The organism is Massilia aerilata (assembly GCF_042656905.1).
In the GTDB taxonomy this organism is placed as follows: domain Bacteria; phylum Pseudomonadota; class Gammaproteobacteria; order Burkholderiales; family Burkholderiaceae_D; genus Telluria; species Telluria aerilata.
Genome location: NZ_JBHSMZ010000024.1, coordinates 251,612 through 272,133, shown reverse-complemented (window position 1 = coordinate 272,133; position 20,522 = coordinate 251,612). Strand labels below are relative to the sequence as shown.

The 20,522-nt window shown below is 66.5% G+C and carries 21 protein-coding genes; 12 read left to right on the top strand and 9 right to left on the bottom strand.

The window, feature by feature from the left end; translation table 11 throughout:
* Nucleotides 1-59 precede the first annotated feature (59 nt).
* Nucleotides 60-779: a histidine utilization repressor gene (hutC, locus tag ACFPO9_RS24720; protein WP_379776296.1), complete on the bottom strand. Its 720-nt coding sequence runs from the start codon at nt 777-779 to the stop codon at nt 60-62.
* A 156-nt stretch (nt 780-935) separates the two neighbouring features.
* Between hutC and ada the strand changes: the two genes are divergently transcribed.
* Nucleotides 936-1,997 carry a bifunctional DNA-binding transcriptional regulator/O6-methylguanine-DNA methyltransferase Ada gene (gene ada / locus ACFPO9_RS24715; RefSeq protein ID WP_379776293.1) on the top strand — a complete coding sequence of 354 codons (1,062 nt, stop codon included), beginning with the start codon at nt 936-938 and terminating at the stop codon, nt 1,995-1,997.
* Between the two features lie 39 nt (nt 1,998-2,036).
* Here ada and ACFPO9_RS24710 read toward each other — a convergent pair whose 3' ends face one another.
* On the bottom strand, nt 2,037-2,675 hold the full coding sequence (locus ACFPO9_RS24710) for a transposase (protein WP_379776290.1): 639 nt from the start codon (nt 2,673-2,675) through the stop codon (nt 2,037-2,039).
* 230 nt (nt 2,676-2,905) lie between these two features.
* On the opposite strand from ACFPO9_RS24710, the gene ACFPO9_RS24705 reads away from it, so the two are divergent.
* The 8 genes from ACFPO9_RS24705 to ACFPO9_RS24670 all read left to right on the top strand — a co-directional run bounded on the left by ACFPO9_RS24705 (nt 2,906) and on the right by ACFPO9_RS24670 (nt 13,470).
* Nucleotides 2,906-4,576, top strand: coding sequence for an amidohydrolase (locus ACFPO9_RS24705; protein WP_379776288.1), 1,671 nt, complete (start codon nt 2,906-2,908; stop codon nt 4,574-4,576).
* A gap of 66 nt (nt 4,577-4,642) precedes the next feature.
* The gene (hutU, locus tag ACFPO9_RS24700) at nt 4,643-6,349 is read left to right on the top strand and encodes a urocanate hydratase (protein ID WP_379776285.1); all 1,707 of its coding nucleotides are present in this window, start codon (nt 4,643-4,645) and stop codon (nt 6,347-6,349) included.
* A 5-nt stretch (nt 6,350-6,354) separates the two neighbouring features.
* Nucleotides 6,355-7,905: a histidine ammonia-lyase gene (gene hutH / locus ACFPO9_RS24695; protein WP_379776282.1), complete on the top strand. Its 1,551-nt coding sequence runs from the start codon at nt 6,355-6,357 to the stop codon at nt 7,903-7,905.
* 19 nt (nt 7,906-7,924) lie between these two features.
* Nucleotides 7,925-8,713, top strand: coding sequence for an N-formylglutamate deformylase (gene hutG, locus ACFPO9_RS24690; protein WP_379776565.1), 789 nt, complete (start codon nt 7,925-7,927; stop codon nt 8,711-8,713).
* A complete protein-coding gene (locus tag ACFPO9_RS24685) occupies nt 8,710-10,083 on the top strand; it encodes a formimidoylglutamate deiminase (RefSeq protein WP_379776278.1) in 1,374 nt (457 codons plus the stop codon). The genes hutG and ACFPO9_RS24685 overlap by 4 nt, the downstream gene beginning before the upstream one ends.
* Nucleotides 10,084-10,095: 12 nt before the next feature.
* The gene (locus tag ACFPO9_RS24680; protein ID WP_379776275.1) at nt 10,096-10,713 is read left to right on the top strand and encodes a HutD/Ves family protein; all 618 of its coding nucleotides are present in this window, start codon (nt 10,096-10,098) and stop codon (nt 10,711-10,713) included.
* Nucleotides 10,706-11,932 carry an imidazolonepropionase gene (hutI, locus tag ACFPO9_RS24675; protein WP_379776563.1) on the top strand — a complete coding sequence of 409 codons (1,227 nt, stop codon included), beginning with the start codon at nt 10,706-10,708 and terminating at the stop codon, nt 11,930-11,932. The genes ACFPO9_RS24680 and hutI overlap by 8 nt, the downstream gene beginning before the upstream one ends.
* 59 nt (nt 11,933-11,991) lie before the next feature.
* Complete coding sequence (locus tag ACFPO9_RS24670; RefSeq protein ID WP_379776272.1) at nt 11,992-13,470, top strand: glycine betaine ABC transporter substrate-binding protein; 1,479 nt, start codon at nt 11,992-11,994, stop codon at nt 13,468-13,470.
* On the opposite strand, the gene ACFPO9_RS24665 is transcribed toward ACFPO9_RS24670, so the two are convergent.
* From ACFPO9_RS24665 to ACFPO9_RS24635, 7 genes are all read right to left on the bottom strand, one after another.
* The gene (locus ACFPO9_RS24665; RefSeq protein WP_379776269.1) at nt 13,462-13,641 is read right to left on the bottom strand and encodes a hypothetical protein; all 180 of its coding nucleotides are present in this window, start codon (nt 13,639-13,641) and stop codon (nt 13,462-13,464) included. The genes ACFPO9_RS24670 and ACFPO9_RS24665 overlap by 9 nt on opposite strands.
* 58 nt (nt 13,642-13,699) lie before the next feature.
* Nucleotides 13,700-14,380: a hypothetical protein gene (locus tag ACFPO9_RS24660; protein WP_379776266.1), complete on the bottom strand. Its 681-nt coding sequence runs from the start codon at nt 14,378-14,380 to the stop codon at nt 13,700-13,702.
* Nucleotides 14,381-14,563: 183 nt separating this feature from the next.
* Nucleotides 14,564-15,061, bottom strand: a complete 498-nt coding sequence (locus ACFPO9_RS24655; protein ID WP_379776264.1) for a GNAT family N-acetyltransferase — start codon at nt 15,059-15,061, stop codon at nt 14,564-14,566.
* Entirely contained in the window at nt 15,058-16,005 is a 948-nt protein-coding gene (locus ACFPO9_RS24650) for a DMT family transporter (protein ID WP_379776261.1), read from the bottom strand. Before ACFPO9_RS24650 ends, ACFPO9_RS24655 begins: the two co-directional genes overlap by 4 nt.
* Nucleotides 16,006-16,031: 26 nt before the next feature.
* Nucleotides 16,032-16,478: an outer membrane lipoprotein gene (locus ACFPO9_RS24645; protein ID WP_379776258.1), complete on the bottom strand. Its 447-nt coding sequence runs from the start codon at nt 16,476-16,478 to the stop codon at nt 16,032-16,034.
* A gap of 74 nt (nt 16,479-16,552) precedes the next feature.
* The gene (locus tag ACFPO9_RS24640) at nt 16,553-16,981 is read right to left on the bottom strand and encodes an Mpo1 family 2-hydroxy fatty acid dioxygenase (RefSeq protein ID WP_379776255.1); all 429 of its coding nucleotides are present in this window, start codon (nt 16,979-16,981) and stop codon (nt 16,553-16,555) included.
* Nucleotides 16,982-16,997: 16 nt separating this feature from the next.
* Complete coding sequence (locus ACFPO9_RS24635) at nt 16,998-17,999, bottom strand: LysR family transcriptional regulator (RefSeq protein WP_379776253.1); 1,002 nt, start codon at nt 17,997-17,999, stop codon at nt 16,998-17,000.
* A gap of 121 nt (nt 18,000-18,120) precedes the next feature.
* On the opposite strand from ACFPO9_RS24635, the gene ACFPO9_RS24630 reads away from it, so the two are divergent.
* From ACFPO9_RS24630 to ACFPO9_RS24620, 3 genes are all read left to right on the top strand, one after another.
* On the top strand, nt 18,121-18,285 hold the full coding sequence (locus ACFPO9_RS24630) for a hypothetical protein (protein ID WP_379776249.1): 165 nt from the start codon (nt 18,121-18,123) through the stop codon (nt 18,283-18,285).
* Nucleotides 18,282-19,151, top strand: a complete 870-nt coding sequence (locus ACFPO9_RS24625; protein WP_379776246.1) for an alpha/beta hydrolase — start codon at nt 18,282-18,284, stop codon at nt 19,149-19,151. The genes ACFPO9_RS24630 and ACFPO9_RS24625 overlap by 4 nt, the downstream gene beginning before the upstream one ends.
* Before the next feature lie 161 nt (nt 19,152-19,312).
* The gene (locus ACFPO9_RS24620) at nt 19,313-20,518 is read left to right on the top strand and encodes an efflux RND transporter periplasmic adaptor subunit (RefSeq protein WP_379776243.1); all 1,206 of its coding nucleotides are present in this window, start codon (nt 19,313-19,315) and stop codon (nt 20,516-20,518) included.
* The last annotated feature ends 4 nt before the right edge of the window (nt 20,519-20,522 follow it).

The following is a 20,522-nucleotide window of genomic DNA, read 5'->3' as shown; positions in this document are numbered from 1 at the left end:
TCGCGTGCACATTTGTCCCCGGATTTATTTTGCGGCGTGGTCGTTACGGCAAGTGATTTTCAACCGACGTTGCCGGTGAATTTATACAGTTGTCCCGGATGCCACATGGTCGCCACTGTCGCCACCTTGCCCTGTGAAGTGGTGCGGCGGCGCAGCACCAGGCAGGCGGCACCTGGAGCGATGGCCAGCATCTCGGCCACCTCGCGCGGCGCCGGCAGGGCCTCGATGCTATAGGTGGCGTCCTGCAGGGGCGCGGCCGCCATCAGGTGCTCGTTCGGGGTGACGCGGGTGTAGTCCTGGTCCAGGTAGGCGGGCGCGCAGGCCGGGTTGACCCAGCGGTCTTCGATCTGGATCGGCCGGTCGTTTTCGTGGTGCACGATCACCGAGTGGAACAGCGGCGCGCCCGGGGCCAGCGCGAACTGCAGGGCCAGCGCCTCGCCGGCGGCGGCCTGCTCCAGCAGCAGCGGGCGGCTGGTGTGCTTGTGTCCGCGCGCACGCACCTCTTCGGCGATGTTGCGGATCTCGACCAGCGTGGCCTGGTATTTTTGCGGCGCGACGAAGGTGCCCGCGCCCTGGCGCCGCGTCAGCACCTGTTCCGCCGTCAGCTCGCGCACGGCGCGGTTGACGGTCATGCGCGAGACGCCGAACTGGCGCACCAGCGCCTGCTCGGACGGGACCAGCTCGCCTTCCTTCCAGCGCCCGGAGGCGATCTCGCCCATCAGGTAATCCTTGATGCGCTGAAAAATGGGCGTGGCGTCTTGCGCGAACTGTTCGTCCAAACTACTCTCCGGGGTTCAGGTGTCTCGTGCCTCGTGCTTCGTGCCGAGTGACGCGACATTCTAGCACTGCGAATTTGAAAGCAAGACCCGGGATGACGGCGCCTCCGCCATGCCGATACGATGGCTGCATTCGATTCGTGGAGCATGGAGACGATCATGGACAAACCCGCTTTCAAGACCGACGACGCGCGCTGGGCCGCGGTGCAGGCGCGCAGCCTTGATGCCGACGGCATCTTCTATTACTCGGTGCGCACCACCGGCGTGTACTGCCAGCCATCCTGCCCCTCGCGCGGCGCGCTGCGCGCCAACGTGGCGTTTCATGCCACCCGTGCCGAGGCCGAGGCGGCCGGCTTCCGGCCCTGCCTGCGCTGCAAGCCGGACCAGCCGCCGCTGGCCGAGCGGCAGGCCGCGGCCGTGGCGCAGGCTTGCCGGCTGATCGACGCATCGTTTGATGAGCCGGATCTCGAGACGCTGGCCGAAGCCTGCGGCATGAGCCGCTTCCATTTTCATCGCGTGTTCAAGGCGCATACCGGCATCACGCCCAAGGCCTATGCGGCTGCGCGGCGGGCCGGGCGTCTGCAGCAGGGACTGGCGCAGGCGCCGAGCGTGACCGCGGCCGCCTACGATGCCGGCTTCAATTCCAGCGGCCGTTTTTATGCGGCATCGCCTGGGGTGCTGGGGATGACGCCCTTGCGCTACCGTTCGGGCGGCGGCGGGGAGGCCATCCGCTTCGCGGTGGCGGCCTGCTCGCTGGGCGCCTTGCTGGTCGCCGCCACCGGCAAGGGCATCTGCTCGATCCTGCTCGGCGACGATGCGGATGCGCTGGTGCGCGACCTGCAGGACCGCTTCCCGAAGGCCGAACTGATCGGCGCCGAGCCCACGTTCGAGGCGACCGTGGCGCAGGTGGTCGCCTTCGTCGAAGCGCCGCGCATCGGCCTCGACCTGCCGCTGGATCTGCGCGGCACCGCCTTCCAGCAGCGCGTCTGGCAGGCGCTGCGCAGTATCCCGGCCGGCCGCACGGTGTGCTATGCCGAACTGGCCGCGCAACTGGGCATGCCGCAGGGCGCGCGCGCGGTGGCCGGCGCCTGCGCGGCGAATCCGGTGGCGATTGCGGTGCCCTGTCATCGGGTGGTGCGCAATGATGGGTCGATTTCGGGGTATCGGTGGGGGGTGGAGCGGAAGAAGACGCTGCTCGAACGCGAGCTTGAGCAAAGTTAAACCGGGGTCAGAGCCCGATTTTTGGAAATATCTCTGCGGTTAGAGCATGCCAGTGTCCATCGCGTTTGGTGCAAGGCCTAGCGGACGATTGCTGTTGCCAGCTTTTCTGACCTCGTCGAGCAACTCTTCCGGCAAGGCGTCGTTGAACAAATGGCGGTATGCCGCTTGGCGTAGCACCGCGGCCTTGCCCAAGCCTAAATACGCAGGATGCGGTGTGATCAGGGCGTTCTCCCGACCGAAAGCATTCGTCTGGTGGCTGGACCACGGATAGTCAGCAGGCACATCCACCATATTTGCCCGCACGGGATTGAGTTCGATGTAGCGCTGGCAGATCAGGAAATAGCGCTCGTCCTGCACCGGACTCGAGCGAAACCGCCCTTCCCATAATGTGCCTGTGCGCGCATGACGGCGATTGAAATATTGCACATAGCGTTGGCCCAGCCGCTGCATCATCGTGCTCACACTATCGGTCGTGTCTGGCGAGAGCAGGAGATGAACGTGATTGCTCATGAGGACATAGGCATGCACGGCACAGCCAGTGTCGAAAGCACACTCACGTAGCGCGTCGAGGTAAATCAGGTAGTCATTCTGCAGATGGAAGCAGGGGGATCGGTTATTGCCACGCTGGATGACATGCAGCGGAATCGAAGGAGAAACGACGCGGCGAGGACGTGGCATGGGAAAGGCGAAGCTTGAAGGAAGCATGAGCGTAAATATGTTTGCCGCTGAACCTTCCGACCGACATCAATCATGCGCAAGACTGTTGAGGACGTATGCTTTGTTGATGCCTAAAGACTTCTGCTGAGTAATTGCCAAAAATCGGGCTCTGACCCCGGTTTGATGCACATTGACCGTTGCGCAATTTTCTATACACTCTCCTCCTTTACAAGAATACGGAGAGCCCCACGATGCGCCTCAAACCCTTGCAATCCGCCCTGTCCATCCTGATCGCCGCCGGCGCCATGGGCGCGGCCCACGCCGACACCGTGATCGACAACGCCAACGGCTACACGCTCAACGCCAGGGGCGACGTCGTCCAGTTCGCGTCGCTGGCCTTCGATGACAAGGGCAGGATCATCGCGGTGGGCGCAGCGAAGGAAGTGGCGGCCAGGGCGCCGAATGCGAAGCATGTCGACTTGCAGGGCCGCACCGTGCTGCCGGGACTGATCGATGCGCACGGCCACGTGTTCGGCCTGGGCGCGATGCTGACCCAGCTCGACCTGTCGACCTCGACCTCGCTGGACGGCGCCCTGAAGGCGATCGGCGATTACGCGCGCGCCAATCCGCAGCAGGCCTGGGTGCGCGGGCGCGGCTGGAACCAGGAGATCTGGAAGCTGGGCCGCTTCCCGACCGCCAGGGAGCTCGATGGCGCCGTAGCGGACCGCCCGGTCTGGCTCGAACGCGTCGACGGCCACGCCGGCTGGGCCAACAGCCGCGTGCTGGCGCTGGCCGGCATCACCGACAAGACGCCGGACCCGGCCGGCGGCAAGATCGTGCGCGATGCGAACGGCGTCGCCACCGGCGTGCTGGTCGACGCCGCCCAGCAACTGGTCACCAAGGTGCTGCCGCACGAGACCGAGCAGGAAGGCCGCATGATGCTCGACCGCGCCCTGGAAAACATGGCCAGCGTCGGCCTGACCAGCGTGCACGATGCCGGCATCACCGTCGGCGAGGACAAGCTCTACCGCGACTACGCCGACCACGACAAGCTGACGGCCCGCATCTACGCCATGATCGGCGGCACCGGCCCGGATTTTGACCAGTTGGCAAAAAATGGCCCGCTCCTGAATTACGGCCACGACATGTACGCACTGCGCGCGGTAAAACTCTACGCCGACGGCGCCCTGGGCAGCCGCGGCGCGGCCCTGCTGGCGCCCTACAGCGACGATCCGCACTCGCACGGCCTGCTGTTCCACACGAACAAGGAGATCGACGCGATGATCACCAAGGCCATCAGGAAGGGCTACCAGGTCAACGTGCACGCGATCGGCGACGCCGGCAACAAGCAGATCCTCGACACCTTCGCCAAGGAAATCCCGGCGAATAAAGCAGGCGACAAGCGCCACCGCATCGAACACGCCCAGGTCGTCACGCTGAACGACATCCCGCGTTTTAAAAGCATCGGCATCATCCCGTCGATGCAGCCGACCCACGCCACCTCGGACAAGAACATGGCCGAGACCCGCATCGGCGCGGACCGCATGAAGGGCGCCTACGCCTGGCGCAGTTTCCTGGCTCAGGGTTCGCGCATCGCCTGCGGTTCCGACTTCCCGGTCGAGGCGCCGAATCCCTTCTTCGGCATCCACGCCGCCGTCACCCGCCAGGACAAGGACGGCGCGCCGATCGCTGGCTGGTATCCGGAGCAGGAGATGTCGCTCAAGGAAGCCTTCCGCTGCTTCACGCTGGATGCCGCGTATGCCGGCCACCAGGAAAAGACGCTGGGCTCGCTCGAAGCCGGCAAATACGCCGACTTCATCGTCATCGACCGCGACCTGTTCAAGATGTCGCCCTACGACATCTACAAGACCACCGTGCTCGAAACCTGGGTCGGCGGCCGCCAGGTCTACCAGAAGAAATAACAGAGGAGGGGGTTGACGAGGTTGTATAGACAACCTAGACTTTCTTGACATTCCCAGGAGCCCGCCATGACCAACGCTTCGCCGATGCAAGATCCCCGCTTCGACCCGACCCGCCAGATCCGCGCCCCGCGCGGCAGCCAGCTGCAGTGCAAGAGCTGGCTGACCGAAGCGGCCTTCCGCATGTTGCAGAACAACCTGGATGCCGAGGTGGCGGAGAACCCGCAAAGCCTCGTCGTCTACGGCGGCATCGGCCGCGCGGCGCGCGACTGGGCCTGCTACGACCAGATCCTCGCCTCGCTGCGCGATCTCGAGGACGACCAGACCCTCCTGATCCAGTCCGGCAAGCCGGTCGGGGTGTTCCAGACCCACCCGGACGCCCCGCGCGTGCTGCTCGCGAACTCGAACCTGGTGCCCAAGTGGGCCAACTGGGAGCATTTCAACGAGCTCGATCGCAAGGGCCTGTTCATGTACGGCCAGATGACGGCCGGCAGCTGGATCTACATCGGCACCCAGGGCATCGTGCAGGGCACCTACGAAACCTTCGCGGAAGCAGGGCGCCAGCACTTCGGCGGCGACCTGGCCGGGCGCTGGGTCCTGACCGCGGGCCTGGGCGGCATGGGCGGCGCGCAGCCGCTGGCCGCGACCTTTGCCGGCGCGGTCTCGCTGACCGTCGAATGCCAGCAGAGCAGCATCGACTTCCGCCTGCGCACCCGCTACCTGGACAAGCAGGCGCACAGCATCGATGAAGCGCTGGCGATGATCCGCCAGCACAAGCAGAACAAGGACGCGATCTCGATCGGCCTGCTCGGCAACGCCGCCGACGTCCTGCCGGAGCTGGTGCGCCGTGCAAAGGAAACCGGCCTGGTGCCGGACCTGGTCACCGACCAGACCTCGGCCCACGACCTGATCAACGGCTACCTGCCGCGCGGCTGGACCGTCGAGCAGTGGAAGGCCGCGCAGCAGGATCCGGCCCAGCATGCGCGCCTGAAAAAGGAAGCAGCGGAATCGGCGGCCGTCCACGTGCAGGCCATCCTCGACTTCCAGCAGATGGGCGCCAAGGCGGTCGACTACGGCAACAACATCCGCCAGGTCGCGCTGGACGAAGGCGTCAAGAATGCCTTCGACTTCCCGGGCTTCGTGCCGGCCTATATCCGCCCGCAGTTCTGCGAAGGCCGCGGTCCCTTCCGCTGGGTGGCGCTGTCCGGCGACCCGGAAGACATCTACAAGACGGACGCGAAGATCAAGGAGCTGTTCCCGCAGCACGCGCGGGTGCACCGCTGGCTCGACATGGCGCGCGAACGCATCGCCTTCCAGGGCCTGCCGGCGCGCATCTGCTGGCTGGGCCTGGGCGAACGCCACCTCGCCGGCCTCGCCTTCAACGAGATGGTCCGCACCGGCGAACTGAAAGCGCCGATCGTGATCGGCCGCGACCACCTCGATACCGGCTCGGTCGCCAGCCCGAACCGCGAGACCGAAGCCATGCGCGACGGCACCGACGCGGTTTCCGACTGGCCGCTGCTGAACGCCATGCTGAACACCGCAGGCGGCGCGACCTGGGTCTCGCTGCACCACGGCGGCGGGGTCGGCATGGGCTACTCGCAGCACTCCGGCGTCGTCATCGTCGCCGACGGCAGCGAGGCCGCGGACAAACGCCTGGCCCGCGTGCTGGTGAACGATTGCGCCTCCGGCGTGATGCGCCATGCCGACGCCGGCTACGAACTCGCGATCGAAGCCGCCAAGCGCTTCGGCCTGAAACTCCCAATGATCAAATAAGCACCATGAACCACCTGACTCTCGCACCCGGCTCTCTCACCCTGAACGACCTGCGCACCGTCTGGCAATCCGCCGGCAGCCTGGCCCTCGCCGCGGAAGCCTACGCCGACATCGAAGCCTCGGCCGCCACCGTGCAAGCCATCGTCGCCAAGGGCGATCCGGCCTACGGCATCAACACCGGCTTCGGCATCCTGGCCAAGCGCCACATTCCGCAGGCCCAGCTCGAACAGCTGCAGCAGAACCTGATCCTGTCGCACGCGGTCGGCACCGGCGAACTGCTGCCGGACCACGTCGTGCGGCTGATCCTGCTGACGAAAATCGGCAGCCTGGCGCGCGGCTATTCCGGCGTGCGCCCGCTGATCGTCGACACCCTCATCGCCCTGTACAACGCCGGCATCATGCCCGCCATTCCCGCTCAGGGTTCGGTGGGCGCGTCCGGCGACCTGGCGCCGCTGGCCCACATGACCCTGGCGATGCTGGGCGTCGGCCAGGTGCGCATGAAGGGCGAATTGATGGACGCCGGCGCCGCGCTGGAAGCGGCAGGCATCGAGCCGGTCATGCTGGCGGCGAAGGAAGGCCTGGCCCTGATCAACGGCACCCAGGTCTCGACCGCGCTGGCCCTGCACGGCCTGTTCATGGCCGAGCGCCTGCTGGAAGGCGCGATGGTGACAGGCGCGCTGTCGCTGGACGCCGCGCGCGGCAGCGACGCGCCCTTCGACCCGCGCGTGCACGCGGTGCGCGGCCAGCCGGGCCAGATCGCCGCGGCAAGGATCTACCGCGAACTGGTGGCCGGCAGCGCGATCCGCGCTTCCCACCTGGTCGGCGACGAGCGCGTGCAGGACCCCTACAGCCTGCGCTGCCAGCCGCAGGTGATGGGCGCGGTGATGGACTTGATTGCGAATGCCGGCCGCACCCTGCTGATCGAATCGAACGCCGTCACCGACAACCCCTTGATCTTCCCGGACGCGCAAGCCGCCGGCGGCGCCATGATCGTCTCGGGTGGTAATTTCCATGCGGAACCTGTCGCCTTCGCCGCCGACACCCTGGCCCTGGCCATCGCCGAGATCGGCGCGCTGGCCGAGCGCCGCATCGCGCTGCTGATCGATTCCACGCTGTCCGGCCTGCCGCCCTTCCTGGTCAAGGAGCCGGGCGTGAATTCCGGCTTCATGATCGCCCACGTGACGGCGGCCGCGCTGGCCTCGGAAAACAAGTCGCTGGCGCATCCGGCCAGCGTCGACAGCCTGCCGACCTCGGCCAACCAGGAAGACCATGTCAGCATGGCCACCTTCGCGGCGCGCCGTCTCGACCAGATGGCGCACAATACGGGTGTCATCATCGGCATCGAGCTGCTGGCGGCGGCGCAGGGGATCGAGTTCCACCGTCCGCTCACCAGCTCAAGCCACCTGGAGCACGTGCACGCCCAGCTGCGCGGCCGGGTGGCGGCCTTCGATGAAGACCGCTTCTTCGCGCCGGATATCGAGGCGGCCAAGCGGATGGTGATGCAGGGCGAGCTGTCCGCCGAATGCCGGGAGCTGTTCGCCGCGCTGCATCCTTGACTCTCGCACAGGAGACATGATGGATTTCAGGTTCGAGGCGGGCAAGCTGCCGCTGCTGGTATCGATGCCCCATGTGGGCACCGACATTCCCGACGACGTGGCCGCAAGCCTGATGCCCTGCGCGGCGGCGCGCGCCGACACCGACTGGCATCTCACCGGGCTGTATGGCTTCGCGAGGGAGATGGGCGCCTCCGTGCTGTCGGCGCGCTGGTCGCGCTACCTGATCGACCTGAACCGGCCTCCCGAGAACACCAACCTGTATCCGGGCCAGGACACCACCGGCCTGTGCCCGGTCGACACCTTCGGGCGCGAGCGCCTGTACCGCGAAGGCATGGAGCCGGATGAAGCCGAGGTGCGGCGCCGTCTGGAACTGTACTGGCGCCCCTACCACAATCAGCTGCGCGCGGAGCTGGACCGCCTGCTGGCGCTGCACGGCAAGGTGGTGCTGTGGGATGCGCATTCGATCGCATCAACGGTGCCGCGCTTCTTCGAAGGCCGCCTGCCGGACCTGAATTTCGGCACCGCCGACGGCAAGTCCTGTTCGCAGGGGCTGGAAGGCGCGATGATCAAGCTGGTGGACAGCCAGGACCAGTTCTCCTTCGTCTTCAACGGCCGCTTCAAGGGCGGCCATATCACGCGCTTCTACGGCAACCCGGCCGGCGGCGTGCACGCGATCCAGCTCGAGATGGCGCAGTGCCTGTACATGAACGAGGCCGCGCCCTTCGAATACCGCCCGGACCTGGCGGGACAGATACAGCCGCTGCTGCGCGAGCTGCTCGGCGCGGCGGTGGAGTGGGTGCGGGCATGAACGCTTTATTTGCGCGCCACGCGCTGCTGCCCGAAGGCTGGCGCGACGACGTGCTGCTGGAATGGGATGAGCGCGGCGACCTGACCGGCGTCCTCGCAGGCATGCAGGCGCCTGCCGGCGTCGAACAGGCCGACTACGTCCTGCCCGGCATGACCAACCTGCACTCGCACGCCTTCCAGCGCGCCATGGCCGGCCTGGCCGAACAGGCCGGCGACACCCGGGACAGCTTCTGGACCTGGCGCGAACTGATGTACCGCTTTGCCGGCCGCATCACGCCCGAGCAGATGGAAGCGGTGGCGAGCCAGTTGCATGTGGAATGCCTGCGCCACGGCTACACCGGCATCTGCGAATTTCACTACGTGCAGCGCGACCCGGACGGCGAGCTGTATGCGAATCCGGCCGAGACCGCGCTGCGGATCGCCGAGGCGGCGCGCCAGTCCGGCATCGGCCTGACCCTGCTGCCGGTGATGTACAGCTACGCCGGCTTCGGCGAGCAGCCTTTGAAGCCGGCGCAGAAGCGCTTCCGCACCGATCCCGAGCTGGTGCTGCGCATCGTCGACAAGCTCGAAGCCCTGCGCGGGCCGCAGCTGGAAGTGGGGGCCGCGCCGCATTCGCTGCGCGCGGCATCCGGCGGCCAGCTGCGCGACCTGGTGGCGGGCATGCCGGCCGGGCGCCCGCTGCACATCCACATCGCCGAGCAGCAGCTCGAAGTGCAGCAGTGCCTCGACGCCACCGGCATGCGGCCGGTCGATTACCTGATGCATGAGGTCGAGGTCGATGCGCGCTGGTGCCTGGTGCACGCGACCCATCTGTCGGACAGCGAAACCGCCGCGCTGGCGGCCAGCGGCGCTTGTGCCGGCCTGTGCCCAACCACCGAGGCCAACCTGGGCGACGGCCTGTTCCCGCTGGCGCCTTATATCGCCGCCGGCGGCGTATTCGGCATCGGCAGCGACAGCCACGTGTCGCAGAGCGCGGTCGAAGAGCTGCGCTGGCTCGAATACGGCCAGCGCCTGGCGCAGCAGCAGCGCAACATCGCCGTGGACGACGGAGAGGATAAAGGCGGTCGCGACGTCGGTACCTATTTATGGCGGCAGGCCCTGCGCGGCGGCGCCCAGGCCTCCGGGCGCGCGGTCGGCAGCCTGGCGGCGGGACGGCGCGCGGACCTGCTGGTGCTGGACAGCGCCCATCCGACTCTCGATGGCGTAGACTCGCACGAGGTGCTCGGCCGCTTCCTGTTCTGCGGTAACGACAACCTGGTGCGCGACGTGCTGGCCGGCGGGCGCTGGGTGGTGCGCGGCGGACGCCACGCCGGGCAGGATGCGATCGCCCGGCGCTATACTGCTGCGGTGCGCGCCTTGCGCAGCATGTGAGAGGAGGTGCCCATGACGATGCTTATCCCCTATGCCGGCCTGAGTCCGGTGTCCTGGAAGAACGGCGGCGGCAGCACGACGCAGATCGCCGTGTTTCCGCCCGACGCCGGTTTCGAGGAATTCGACTGGCGCGTCAGCCTGGCGACCATCGCCGAGGACGGCGCCTTCTCCGAATTCCCGGGCATCGAACGCACGTTGGCCCTGGTCGACGGCCATGGCATGACGCTCGAGATCGACGGCGAGGCCATGCTGCTGTCGAAAGCCGATCCGGTGGCCATCTTCGACGGCGAATCGCGGGTGGTGGCCAAGCTGAATCGCGGCGCCAGCACCGACTTCAACGTCATGACCCGCCTCGACCGCTGCTACCACCAGTTCGGCCGGCGCATGCTGAGCGGCGAGTCGCGCTTCGTCGCGCGCGCGCCCGTGACCGTGCTGTTCCTGGCCGAAGGCGATGCCCTGGAGCTGTGCAGCGACGACCAGCGCATCAACATGGTCCGCTACGACGCCGTGCTGCTCGACCAGGGCACGACCTGGACCCTGCAGGCGGGGCAGGGGATGATCTTCATCGCCGACATCCATTACTACGACGGAGAGGAAGAGCTCGAGGATGAAGACGGCCACTATGAGTGATGTGGCCGACGTTCTGTTTACGCACGCGCGCCTGGCCACGATGGCCGACGGCGGCTACGGCATCGTCGACGATGGCGCGGTGGCGGTGCGGGATGGCCTTATCAGCTGGGTTGGGCCGCGCAGCGAGGCGCCGGCAGCTGCGCGCGAACACGATTGCGGCGGCCTGTGGCTCACGCCCGGCCTGGTCGACTGCCACACCCACATCGTCCACGCCGGCAACCGCAGCGACGAATGGGAAGCGCGCCTGAACGGCGCCAGCTACGAGGACATCGCGCGCCAGGGCGGCGGCATCATGTCGACCGTGCGCGCGACCCGCGCCGCCAGCGAGGACGAGCTGCTGCGCCAGAGCGCGCCGCGGATTGCCGCCTTGCTGGCCGAGGGCGTGACGACCCTGGAGATCAAGTCCGGCTACGGTCTCGATCTCGCATCCGAGGCCAGGATGCTGCGCGTGGCGCGGCGTGTGGCTTCGACCATGCCGGTGAATGTGGCGACGACCTTCCTCGGCGCGCACGCGCTGCCGCCGGAATTCGCGGGCCGCGCCGGCGACTACATCGTCGAAGTCTGCGAGCGCATGCTGCCGGCGCTGGCGCGAGAGGGACTGGTGGATGCCGTCGACGTCTTCTGCGAACGCATCGGTTTTACGCATGCGCAGACGGCGCAGGTGTTCGAGGCGGCGCGAAAGTATCGGCTGCCGGTCAAGCTGCACGCCGAGCAGCTGTCCGACCAGGACGGCGCGGCGCTGGTGGCGGAATACGGCGGGCTGTCGGCAGATCACTTGGAACATCTGTCGCCGCGCGGCGCCGAGGCGATGGCGCGCGCCGGCACGGTGGCGGTGCTGCTGCCCGGCGCCTACTACTTCCTGCGCGAGACCGTCATGCCGCCCTTGTCCCTGCTGCGCGAGCTCGGGGTGCCGCTGGCGGTGGCCACCGACTGCAATCCCGGCACCTCGCCCATGACCTCGCTGCTGCTGGCGATGAACATGGCCTGCACGATGTGGCGCATGACGCCTCTGGAAGCCCTGCGCGGCTGCACCGTCAACGCGGCGCGCGCGCTGGGCCGCGGCGACGTCGGCGTCATCGAAGCGGGCAGGCGGGCGGACTTTGCGCTGTGGGACATCGCGCGCCCGGCCGACCTGGCGTATGCGATCGGCGCGAATCCTTGCCGCTTGGTCGTCAATGGCGGCGTGCCGCGTGCGCCGCGCGTGAGCCTGCCAGCCTGAACCCGGCTATCATGTGCGTGGCCGGCGGCGCATCCGCCGGCGTCACGACATGAGGACGTATGCGCAGGTTTGCCTTGCTGGTGCTGGTGTGGATCGTCTGCTGTGTGCCGGGCATGGCCTCGGCCGATCAGGTATTGAAGGTCGGCTCCAAGCGCTTCACCGAATCCTATATCCTCGGCGAGATTCTGGTGCAGGCCGCCGCGCCGGTGGCGAAGGCCGAGCACCGCCAAGGCCTGGGCAACACCGCCATCGTCCTGAGCGCGCTGCAATCCGGCGCGATCGACGTGTATCCGGAATACCTGGGCACCATCGACCTCGAGATCCTCAAGAACGCCAGGCCGACCTCGCTGGCCGCGATGCGCGAACAACTGCGCCCGCTGGGCCTGGGCGTGGGCGTGCCGCTCGGTTTCTCGAACGGCTATGCGCTGGCCACGCGCGGCGACAGCGGCATCGCGGCCCTGTCCGGGCTGGCGGCGAAGCCCGCATTCAAACTGGGCCTGTCGCACGAATTCATCGGCCGCGGCGACGGCTGGCCGGGTCTCGCCGCGCGCTACGGCCTGCCGCAGACGCCGCGCGGCATCGACCACGGCATCGCCTACGAAGCCCTGCAGCAGAAGCAGGTGGACGTCATCGACATCTACACCACCGACGCCAGGATCCGCCAGTACGGCCTGCGCGTGCTGGACGACGACAAGCACTACTTCCCGCGCTACGACGCCGTGCTGCTGTACCGGCTCGACCTGCCGCAGCGGATGCCGGCGGCCTGGCATGCGCTGCAGGGGCTCGAGGGACGCATCAATGCCGATGCGATGATTGCGATGAATGCGCAGGCGGAGCTGGATCGCAAGCCGTTTGCGGCCATTGCGCGCGATTGGCTGGCCGGCAGGGCCGACCGCACGAGCACGCAGCGCGACGGCCTGCTGGCCAAGACCTTCGGCAACGGCTTCGGCCAGCTGGCGCGCCAGCATTTGCTGCTGGTGCTGGTCGCGGTGCTGCTCGGCTGCGCGGCCGGCATCCCGCTGGGCGTGCTGGCGGCCTTGGCGCCGCGCCTGCGCCAGCCGGTGCTGGCGGTGGCCGGCACCCTGCAGACCGTGCCTTCGCTGGCCCTGCTGGCGATCCTGATCCCGCTGCTGGGCCGTATCGGCATGGTGCCGGCGCTGGTGGCCTTGTGCGCCTATGCCTTGCTGCCCATCGTGCGCAATACCTGCACCGGGCTGCTGCAGGTGCCGGCGGGGCTGCGCAACGCCGCGCTGGCGCTGGGCCTGAGCCGCCGCCAGGCGCTGCTGAAGGTCGAGCTACCGCTGGCGGCGCCGGTGATCCTGGCCGGTGTGAAGACGGCCGCGGTGATGAGTGTGGGAACGGCGACGATCGCCGCCTTCATCGGCGCCGGCGGCTTTGGGGAACGCATCACTACCGGGCTGGCGCTGAACGACAACGACATGCTGCTGGCGGGAGCGATCCCTGCCGCCTTGCTGGCCTTGCTGACGCAGGCCGGTTTCGAATTGGCTGAGCGTCTGCTGACGCGTCGCTTAAAGTGATTGCAGCTTGGAACGGGTGGCGGAAATCGCGCGGTGCAGGATGCGCTCGGCGTGGAAATCGTTCTCGCGCTGCGCTGCGATGATGTGCAGGCTGCGGGTGTAGTTGTCGAGCCGGGACCGCAGCCAGGCCCGGTAGATGATTCTCGCGATCGCTTGGAAGAGCAGTTTCATGTCCTTGTCCTCGTCTTGAGGCCACATTGTCGGATACGCCCGCTTATTGCATTTGTGATCACTCAATCGGGCGCGGCAGTGCGTTGTCAACCGCTGCCAGGGCGCGGGCGCCGGCCTGCGCAGCCTGTGGGTGCGGATGCCTGCTGCAGCGTTCCGCCAAGTCCCGCAGTCCAGCGGCGGGACGTTCCGTGATCGCGTCGGCGAGCGCTTCGGCCACGAAAAAATCCTCGTGCGTGGCAAGACGCTCGAGCAGCGGGAGATCGGCGAGCGCCAACGAAGGAATGAGCGCGATGATTACCGCGAGATCATCGTCTTCGCCAGCGTCCAGCAGGCTGGCGATGAACTGTTCCAGCGCAGCCTGGTCTTGCGCGAGCGGCGCGGATGGCGGATGTAATTCGTCCAGGGAAAGGTGATCCAGGCTTGCTTCGCGTGCTGCGGCAAGCAATGTATCCACAGAAGGAAAGACAAGCCGTGAATCGCCGTCGTGCGACAAATAGAAAATGCCACCGCTCAGTGGCGAACGAGTCAGGTACAAATGGAAATTACTGGTTTCGGGATCGTCGAGCGCGATACCGCCGAGCGTGGCAACCAGGGGATGAAAGGAGAGATCTTGCGTCAATGCTGCCGACTGTACCGTGTCCAACAGGTTCAAGGAACGGCGCAGCGCCATGCCGGACACCTCGTTGGCAATATGCGTGAACCAGGCGTTCAACTCGGCGGAAAAGGATTCCTTGGACATCAGCGTGTTTAAGCCTCAGTTAAGCCATCTTAACGCCCCGTTACCGACGTAAGCAATTGTAAGGGATCCTTTCGGCCAGGCGGGCCAGAGCGTATATTGAAACCGTTGGATTCAATCTCCCCTCCCATCAAATGGGTTCACCCACGGCGCTTGTAGCAGCCCGTGGGTTTTTTCTTTTCCAGCTCAGCCTTTTGCCAGTGCGCTCAGCGGCTCGCCCGACACCCGGCAAATCCGCCAGTCCGGCATCACCTCGGCGCCCATGGACTTGTAGAAATTAATCGCCGGCATATTCCAATCCAGCACCGACCACTCGAAGCGGCCGCATTCGCGGTCGACGGCGATGCGGGCGAGGTGCTTGAGCATCAGGCTGCCATAGCCCTTGCCGCGGCGATCCTGGCGCACGTACAAGTCTTCCAGGTACAGGCCTTTCCTGGTCAGGAAAGTCGAGAAGTTGTGGAAGAAGAGGGCATAGGACACCACCTTGCCGTCTTCCTCGCCAATGACCGCTTCGCAGGACGGACGGGCGCCGAACAGGCCTTCGTGCAGCAGGGCATCGGTCGCCACCACCTGGTGCTCGAGTTTCTCGAACACGGCGAGCTCGTGGATCATGCCCATGATGTGGGTGACGTCGGCCGGGGTGGCGGGGCGGATGGCGAAGGTGTTCATGGTATCGGCGGTCATGGTGTTTCGAGAGGTGCGTCGAGCGCATCGGTGAGGTTGATGGTAGGCGCCTTGCGCTTGGGCGTGTGCAGAGCCCAGGCGACGCTGCCCAGGCAGACTGCCATCCCCAGCCATTCGATGAGGCCGGGGCGGTAGTGTTCGAGCTTGATCGACATGAGCACCGACAGCACCGGCGTGATCACGCCGATGTAGACGGCCTTGGCCGAGCCGATGCGGTTGATCAGCGTGAAATAGCAGATGAAGGCCACCACCGAGCCGAAGATGGCCAGGTGCAGCAGGCCCAGCACGTAGCTGGTCGTGTGCGGCAGGATGAACTGCTGGCCGCTGAGCACGCACCACAGCGCGACCATGCAGGTGCCCCAGAACATCGACCAGCCAGTTGTCAAAATGAGGTTGCTCGACTGCTCGCGCACCTTGCCGACCACGATGCTGCCGCCCGCGCTGGCGATCGAGGCGACGATGCCGAGGCCCAGGCCGAGCAGGAAATGGCCCTGGCCGCCCTGGTTGATATCATGCAGCGCGCCCTGGATCGAATGCCAGAACAGCAGCACCACGCCGGCGATGGCGCCGACGCCCGCGGTCCAGGTCTTGCGCGGGATCGCCGTGCCGAAAGACAGGCGCGACAGCAGCGGCGTCCAGAACACCATCAGCGCGAACAGCACCGCCACCAGGGCCGACACCACATACTGCTCCGAGTTGTAGGTGCAGACATACGACAAGCCGAAGGTGAAGAAACCTTGCATCAAAGTCCACTTCTGCGTGCGCCAGGGCAACCAGAGCTTGTCACCGCGCACCAGGCACCAGGCGAACAGGGCGCCGGACGCCAGCGCGAATCGGTAGACGACCGAGACGGCGGGCGGAATCTCCCCCAGCTGCAGGGTGATGGCCCAGAAGGTGGAACCCCAGATCAGGGAGGCAATGGTGAAGAGGACATAAGATGGCATCCAGAAAGTATACGTGGAAACTGTCCTCAGTGCGTAACCCGGGTGTTGTAGCCGTTGCTCAGCAGACGCACCCGTTCGCCGGGGCGGAACAGTTCGTCGGCCGGCTGGGTGATGGCGCGCAGTTCGCCGCTGTCGAGTTTTACGGTGATCTCGAAGCCGTTGCGCCGGCCGGCGCCGCGCTCGACCTGCTGGCCGACCAGGCCGCCGGCCACGGCGCCGATGATGCCGGTGGCGATCGAACCCTTGCCGCCGCCGATTTCGGAACCGCCCAGCCCGCCCAGCGCGGCGCCGGTCATGGTGCCGACGCCGGATTCCGGACTGGCGATGCTCACGTTGCGCACGGACTCGACGGTGCCCATGCGCACCACCTGTTCGTTCATGGTCTGGTAGCTGTTGTAGACGCTGCCCGATTCGGGCGGGGTGGCGCATCCGGCCAGGATGCCGATCAAGGCCAGGGCGGCGACGGTTTTCATGATGAGCTCCTCATGCAATAGGCCAGGCCGCCGCGATTGCAGCGGTCAGACTAGCCTACTCCTTAATGAGAAGCTCAGTAAGCCACGTTCAGCCGGCGGTACAGGAATCCCAGCACGAACAGCGGTCCGATCAGGAGGAAGCGCACATCGTCGAAGAAGGATGGCTTCTTGCCTTCGATCTTGTGGCCGATGAACTGGCCGATCCAGGCCACCACGAAGATGGCGATCGACAGCGGCAACACCGTCATCGGCGGCATCAGGGCCAGCACCGCCAGCATCAGGGCGCTCATCAGCAGCATGCCGAAGGCGAAGGGGCGCGACAGTTTGAAGTAATAGACCAGCGCAGCCAGGCAGGCCGCGACGGCGACGGCCGGGTGGATGCTCCACAGGATGCCCAGCAGCGTGAACACGATCACCGGCACGCACACGAAATGGATCAGCTCATTGGTCGGGTTGCGGTGGCTTTCGCCGTACTGGTCCAGCAGGGTGTCGATGGTGCGCATCCGGGTCTCCTTGGTGTCATGAAGACATGGTAGCAGCGGCTGCGCCCGCGGTCACGGTTTCCATCGCCGCCAGCGGCAGCGCGTTGCTACCCACCCGCGGCACCGCGCGCAGGTGCATGAAGGGATGGTTCGCGAACAGCTCCGACACCCATTCGACGAACACCCGCACCTTGGCCGACAGGTGGCGGTTCTGCGGATAGATGACGTGGACCGGCAGCGGCTCGCTGGTCCAGTCGGCCAGCAGCTGCACCATGCGGCCGGCGGCGACGTGCTGGGTCAGCAGGTAATCCGTCATCTGGATCACGCCCAGGCCGGACAGGCCCGCCTGCACGTAGGCGTTCGAATCGTTCAGCGCGATCACGCCGCGCATGCCGATGTCGATGCGTTCCTCGCCGCGCCGGAAGTCCCAGTCGTAGGTCTTGCCGGTCTTGGCGGAAAAATAATTCACGCAGCGATGGCGCTCGAGGTCGCGCGGGTGCTGGGGCACGCCGTAGCGTTCCAGGTAGCCAGGGGAGGCCGCGGTCACGAAGTTGATGATGCCGACCCGGCGCGCGATCAGGCTGTCGTCGCCCAGCTCGCCGCCGCGGATCGCGCAGTCGACGCCTTCCTCGATCAGGTCGACCGGGCGGTCGGTGCTGCCCAGTTCCATCATGATGTCCGGATAACGCTCGAAGAAAGCGGGTAACGCCGGGATCAGGATCTCGCTGGCCAGGCCGGTCGGCACGTCCACGCGCAGCCGTCCGCTCGGCGAGAGGCGGGTGCGCGACAAGGATTCCTCGGCGTCGCGCACGTCCGAGAGGATGCGCACGCAGCGTTCGTAATAGGCGGCGCCGTCGGTGGTGACCGTCACCATGCGCGTGGTCCGGTGCAGCAGCTTGGCCGACAGCGAGGTCTCCAGCGACTGCACGAGGGTCGAGACCGTGGCCTTGGGCAATTGCAGGGTTTCGGCCGCGCGCGTGAAGCTGCCGGCGTCGACCACCTGCACGAAGACTTCCATCGCTTGCAGCTTATTGTTCATTTGGATTGTTCAGGGATCTGAATAATGGATTCGCGATTGCGGTATTTATCAGATTCTAGTTCATGTCTATAGTATCGGCACGGTCACTGATAAATGTGACAGACACACACGGGAGCAGGACATGAAAAATCGCGATGGAATCCTTGCAAGCCTTGCGCTGGCGCTGAGCGTCACGCTCATGGCCGCGCTGGTCGGCAGCGGCGTCTACGCGAATGCCGCCGCCGGCGAAGCCGTCGGTTACCAGGCCCTGTTCCACGTCGTGGCAACCAGCAAGGTGCAACAATGAATGCGGCAGTACTGAACAATGCGCAGATGGACGGCCAGCACGAGCTGGTGGTGAAGGACCTCGAGGTAGCGGGTTTCGAGACCCCGTTGGCGGGCCGCCTGTACCGCGCGGCCGTGGACGGCAAGCGCGACATCCTGATCGTGTTCTTCCACGGCGGCGGCTTCGACGACGGCGACCTGGACGAGTCCGACAGCTTCCTGCGCCGTCTCGCCGACGCGAGCGGCTACCCGGTGGTGCTGTCCTCGACCTATACGCTGGCGCCGGTCAAACCCTTCCCGGCGGCGGCCGAGGATGCGCATGCGGTCGTCAACTGGGCCAAGAAGAACAAGACCAGGCTCGGCTGGACCGGCAAGCGCCTGATCGTGGCCGGCATCGAGGCCGGCGGCAACCTGGCGGCGGTGGCGGCGATGATGTCGCGCGACCGCGGCGGCCCGGCGCTTGCCGGCCAGATCCTGATCATGCCGATGCTCGACCCGGGCCTGTCGAGCTGCTCGATGCGCGAGATGCCGACCTGCCCGGACAAGGCCAGGGTGTTCGACGAATGCGCGGCGGCCTACCGCGGCTACCTGCCGCACGCCGCCGACCGCGGCCACCCCTACGCTTCGCCGCTGCAGTCGAGCCGATTGAAGAACCTGCCGCCGGCACTGATCCTGTCGGCCGACGACGACCCGCTGCGCGACGAGGCCGAAGCCTATGGCGCAAAGCTGATCAACGCGGGCGTGAAGACCACGGTGCGGCGCATGGCGCCTGCCCGCATCGAGGAACCGAACGCCCGTAACGAATGCGCCTGTACGGGCCATGCGCTACACGAAATCGCCAACTTCATCGCCGGGCTCGAATCCGACAACGCCCCGCCCGGCAGCTGATCGCTAACGCCTAGCTTTACCCAAACCAGAACAACGTGCCCCATTCCGGGCACGGGAGACCTGTCTTTTCCTGCGTTTCTGTCTGCGTCCCCGACGCGAGACCGGAAGGGACCGCTTTCGCCTATTTATTAATAAGTTTTCAAGAATCGGAGGGCTTACCCATGAAATCCATTCATCAATTACGCAGCGCCGTGCGTCCCGTCGTCCTCGCGCTTGGCGCCGCCGGCGTCGCCGCGCTGATCGCCGGCTGTTCGGATGCCACCGGCAAGGCCGCCGAAGCCCAGCCCCAGGCGCAAGCAGGTCCGCCGGTCTCCGCCGCCCTCGTGGTCGAGAAGCAGGTCGCCGACACCCAGGAATTCTCGGGCCGCCTGGAAGCCGTCGAACACGTCGAGATCCGCTCGCGCGTGTCCGGCTTCATCACCGCCGTCAACTTCAAGCCCGGCGCCACCGTGAAAAAGGGCGAAGTGCTGTTCGTGATCGACGCGCGTCCCTTCCAGGCCGAAGCCGAACGCGCCGCCGCCGCCGCCAGCTCGGCGCGCGCCAAGGCCGACCTGGCCAAGCTGGAACTGAGCCGCGCCGAGCGCCTGCTGGGCGACAAGGCCATCGCCCAGCGCGAATACGACGCCAGCGCCTCCGCCCACAAGGAACTCGAAGCGAATGCGCGCGCCGCCCAGGCCCAGTACGAGACCGCGAAGCTGAACCTGGCCTATACCCGCGTCGTCTCGCCGATCGACGGCCGCGTCTCGAAGGCCGAGATCACGCTGGGCAACCTGGTCGACGCCTCCAGCCTGCTGACCTCCGTGGTCTCGACCGACCGCATCTACGCCAGCTTCGACGGCGACGAGGACACCTATTTGCGCGTGCGTTCGCAAGCCCACAGTGGCCAGCCGGTGACGGTGCGTGTCGGCCTGGCCAACGAAGAAGGCTTCCCGCACGAGGGCAAGCTGGAATTCGTCGACAACCAGCTCGACACCCGCGCCGGCAGCGTGCGCCTGCGCGCCACCTTCGCCAACAAGGACGACGTGATGGCGCCGGGGCTGTTCGCCCGCGTGCAGATCGGCGGCGGCAGCGAGAAGCCGGCGCTGCTGATCAGCGACCGCGCGGTCGGCACCGACCAGAGCCACAAGTTCGTGTTCGTGGTCGACAAGGACGGCAAGGCCGAGTACCGCGAGGTGAAACTGGGGCCGGTGGTCGAGGGCCTGCGCGTGGTGAAGACCGGCCTGAAGCCGGGCGAAAAAATCGTCGTCAACGGCCTGCAGCGCGTGCGTCCGGGTTCGCCGATCACCGCGCAGACCGTGCCGATGGTGGCCAACCTGGGCGCCGGCGCTGCGAAGGACAAGCAGCTGGCCATGGCGGACGCCAAATAAGAAG

Bases quoted from the DNA above. Each gene is read 5' to 3' on its own strand.
- ada (WP_379776293.1), top strand. From the start codon at position 936: ATGGACAAACCCGCTTTCAAGACCGACGACGCGCGCTGGGCCGCGGTG.
- ACFPO9_RS24710 (WP_379776290.1), bottom strand. From the start codon at position 2,675: ATGCCACGTCCTCGCCGCGTCGTTTCTCCTTCGATTCCGCTGCATGTC.
- ACFPO9_RS24705 (WP_379776288.1), top strand. From the start codon at position 2,906: ATGCGCCTCAAACCCTTGCAATCCGCCCTGTCCATCCTGATCGCCGCC.
- hutU (WP_379776285.1), top strand. From the start codon at position 4,643: ATGACCAACGCTTCGCCGATGCAAGATCCCCGCTTCGACCCGACCCGC.
- hutH (WP_379776282.1), top strand. From the start codon at position 6,355: ATGAACCACCTGACTCTCGCACCCGGCTCTCTCACCCTGAACGACCTG.
- hutG (WP_379776565.1), top strand. From the start codon at position 7,925: ATGGATTTCAGGTTCGAGGCGGGCAAGCTGCCGCTGCTGGTATCGATG.
- ACFPO9_RS24685 (WP_379776278.1), top strand. From the start codon at position 8,710: ATGAACGCTTTATTTGCGCGCCACGCGCTGCTGCCCGAAGGCTGGCGC.
- ACFPO9_RS24680 (WP_379776275.1), top strand. From the start codon at position 10,096: ATGACGATGCTTATCCCCTATGCCGGCCTGAGTCCGGTGTCCTGGAAG.
- hutI (WP_379776563.1), top strand. From the start codon at position 10,706: ATGAGTGATGTGGCCGACGTTCTGTTTACGCACGCGCGCCTGGCCACG.
- ACFPO9_RS24670 (WP_379776272.1), top strand. From the start codon at position 11,992: ATGCGCAGGTTTGCCTTGCTGGTGCTGGTGTGGATCGTCTGCTGTGTG.
- ACFPO9_RS24665 (WP_379776269.1), bottom strand. From the start codon at position 13,641: ATGAAACTGCTCTTCCAAGCGATCGCGAGAATCATCTACCGGGCCTGG.
- ACFPO9_RS24660 (WP_379776266.1), bottom strand. From the start codon at position 14,380: ATGTCCAAGGAATCCTTTTCCGCCGAGTTGAACGCCTGGTTCACGCAT.
- ACFPO9_RS24655 (WP_379776264.1), bottom strand. From the start codon at position 15,061: ATGACCGCCGATACCATGAACACCTTCGCCATCCGCCCCGCCACCCCG.
- ACFPO9_RS24650 (WP_379776261.1), bottom strand. From the start codon at position 16,005: ATGCCATCTTATGTCCTCTTCACCATTGCCTCCCTGATCTGGGGTTCC.
- ACFPO9_RS24645 (WP_379776258.1), bottom strand. From the start codon at position 16,478: ATGAAAACCGTCGCCGCCCTGGCCTTGATCGGCATCCTGGCCGGATGC.
- ACFPO9_RS24640 (WP_379776255.1), bottom strand. From the start codon at position 16,981: ATGCGCACCATCGACACCCTGCTGGACCAGTACGGCGAAAGCCACCGC.
- ACFPO9_RS24635 (WP_379776253.1), bottom strand. From the start codon at position 17,999: ATGAACAATAAGCTGCAAGCGATGGAAGTCTTCGTGCAGGTGGTCGAC.
- ACFPO9_RS24630 (WP_379776249.1), top strand. From the start codon at position 18,121: ATGAAAAATCGCGATGGAATCCTTGCAAGCCTTGCGCTGGCGCTGAGC.
- ACFPO9_RS24625 (WP_379776246.1), top strand. From the start codon at position 18,282: ATGAATGCGGCAGTACTGAACAATGCGCAGATGGACGGCCAGCACGAG.
- ACFPO9_RS24620 (WP_379776243.1), top strand. From the start codon at position 19,313: ATGAAATCCATTCATCAATTACGCAGCGCCGTGCGTCCCGTCGTCCTC.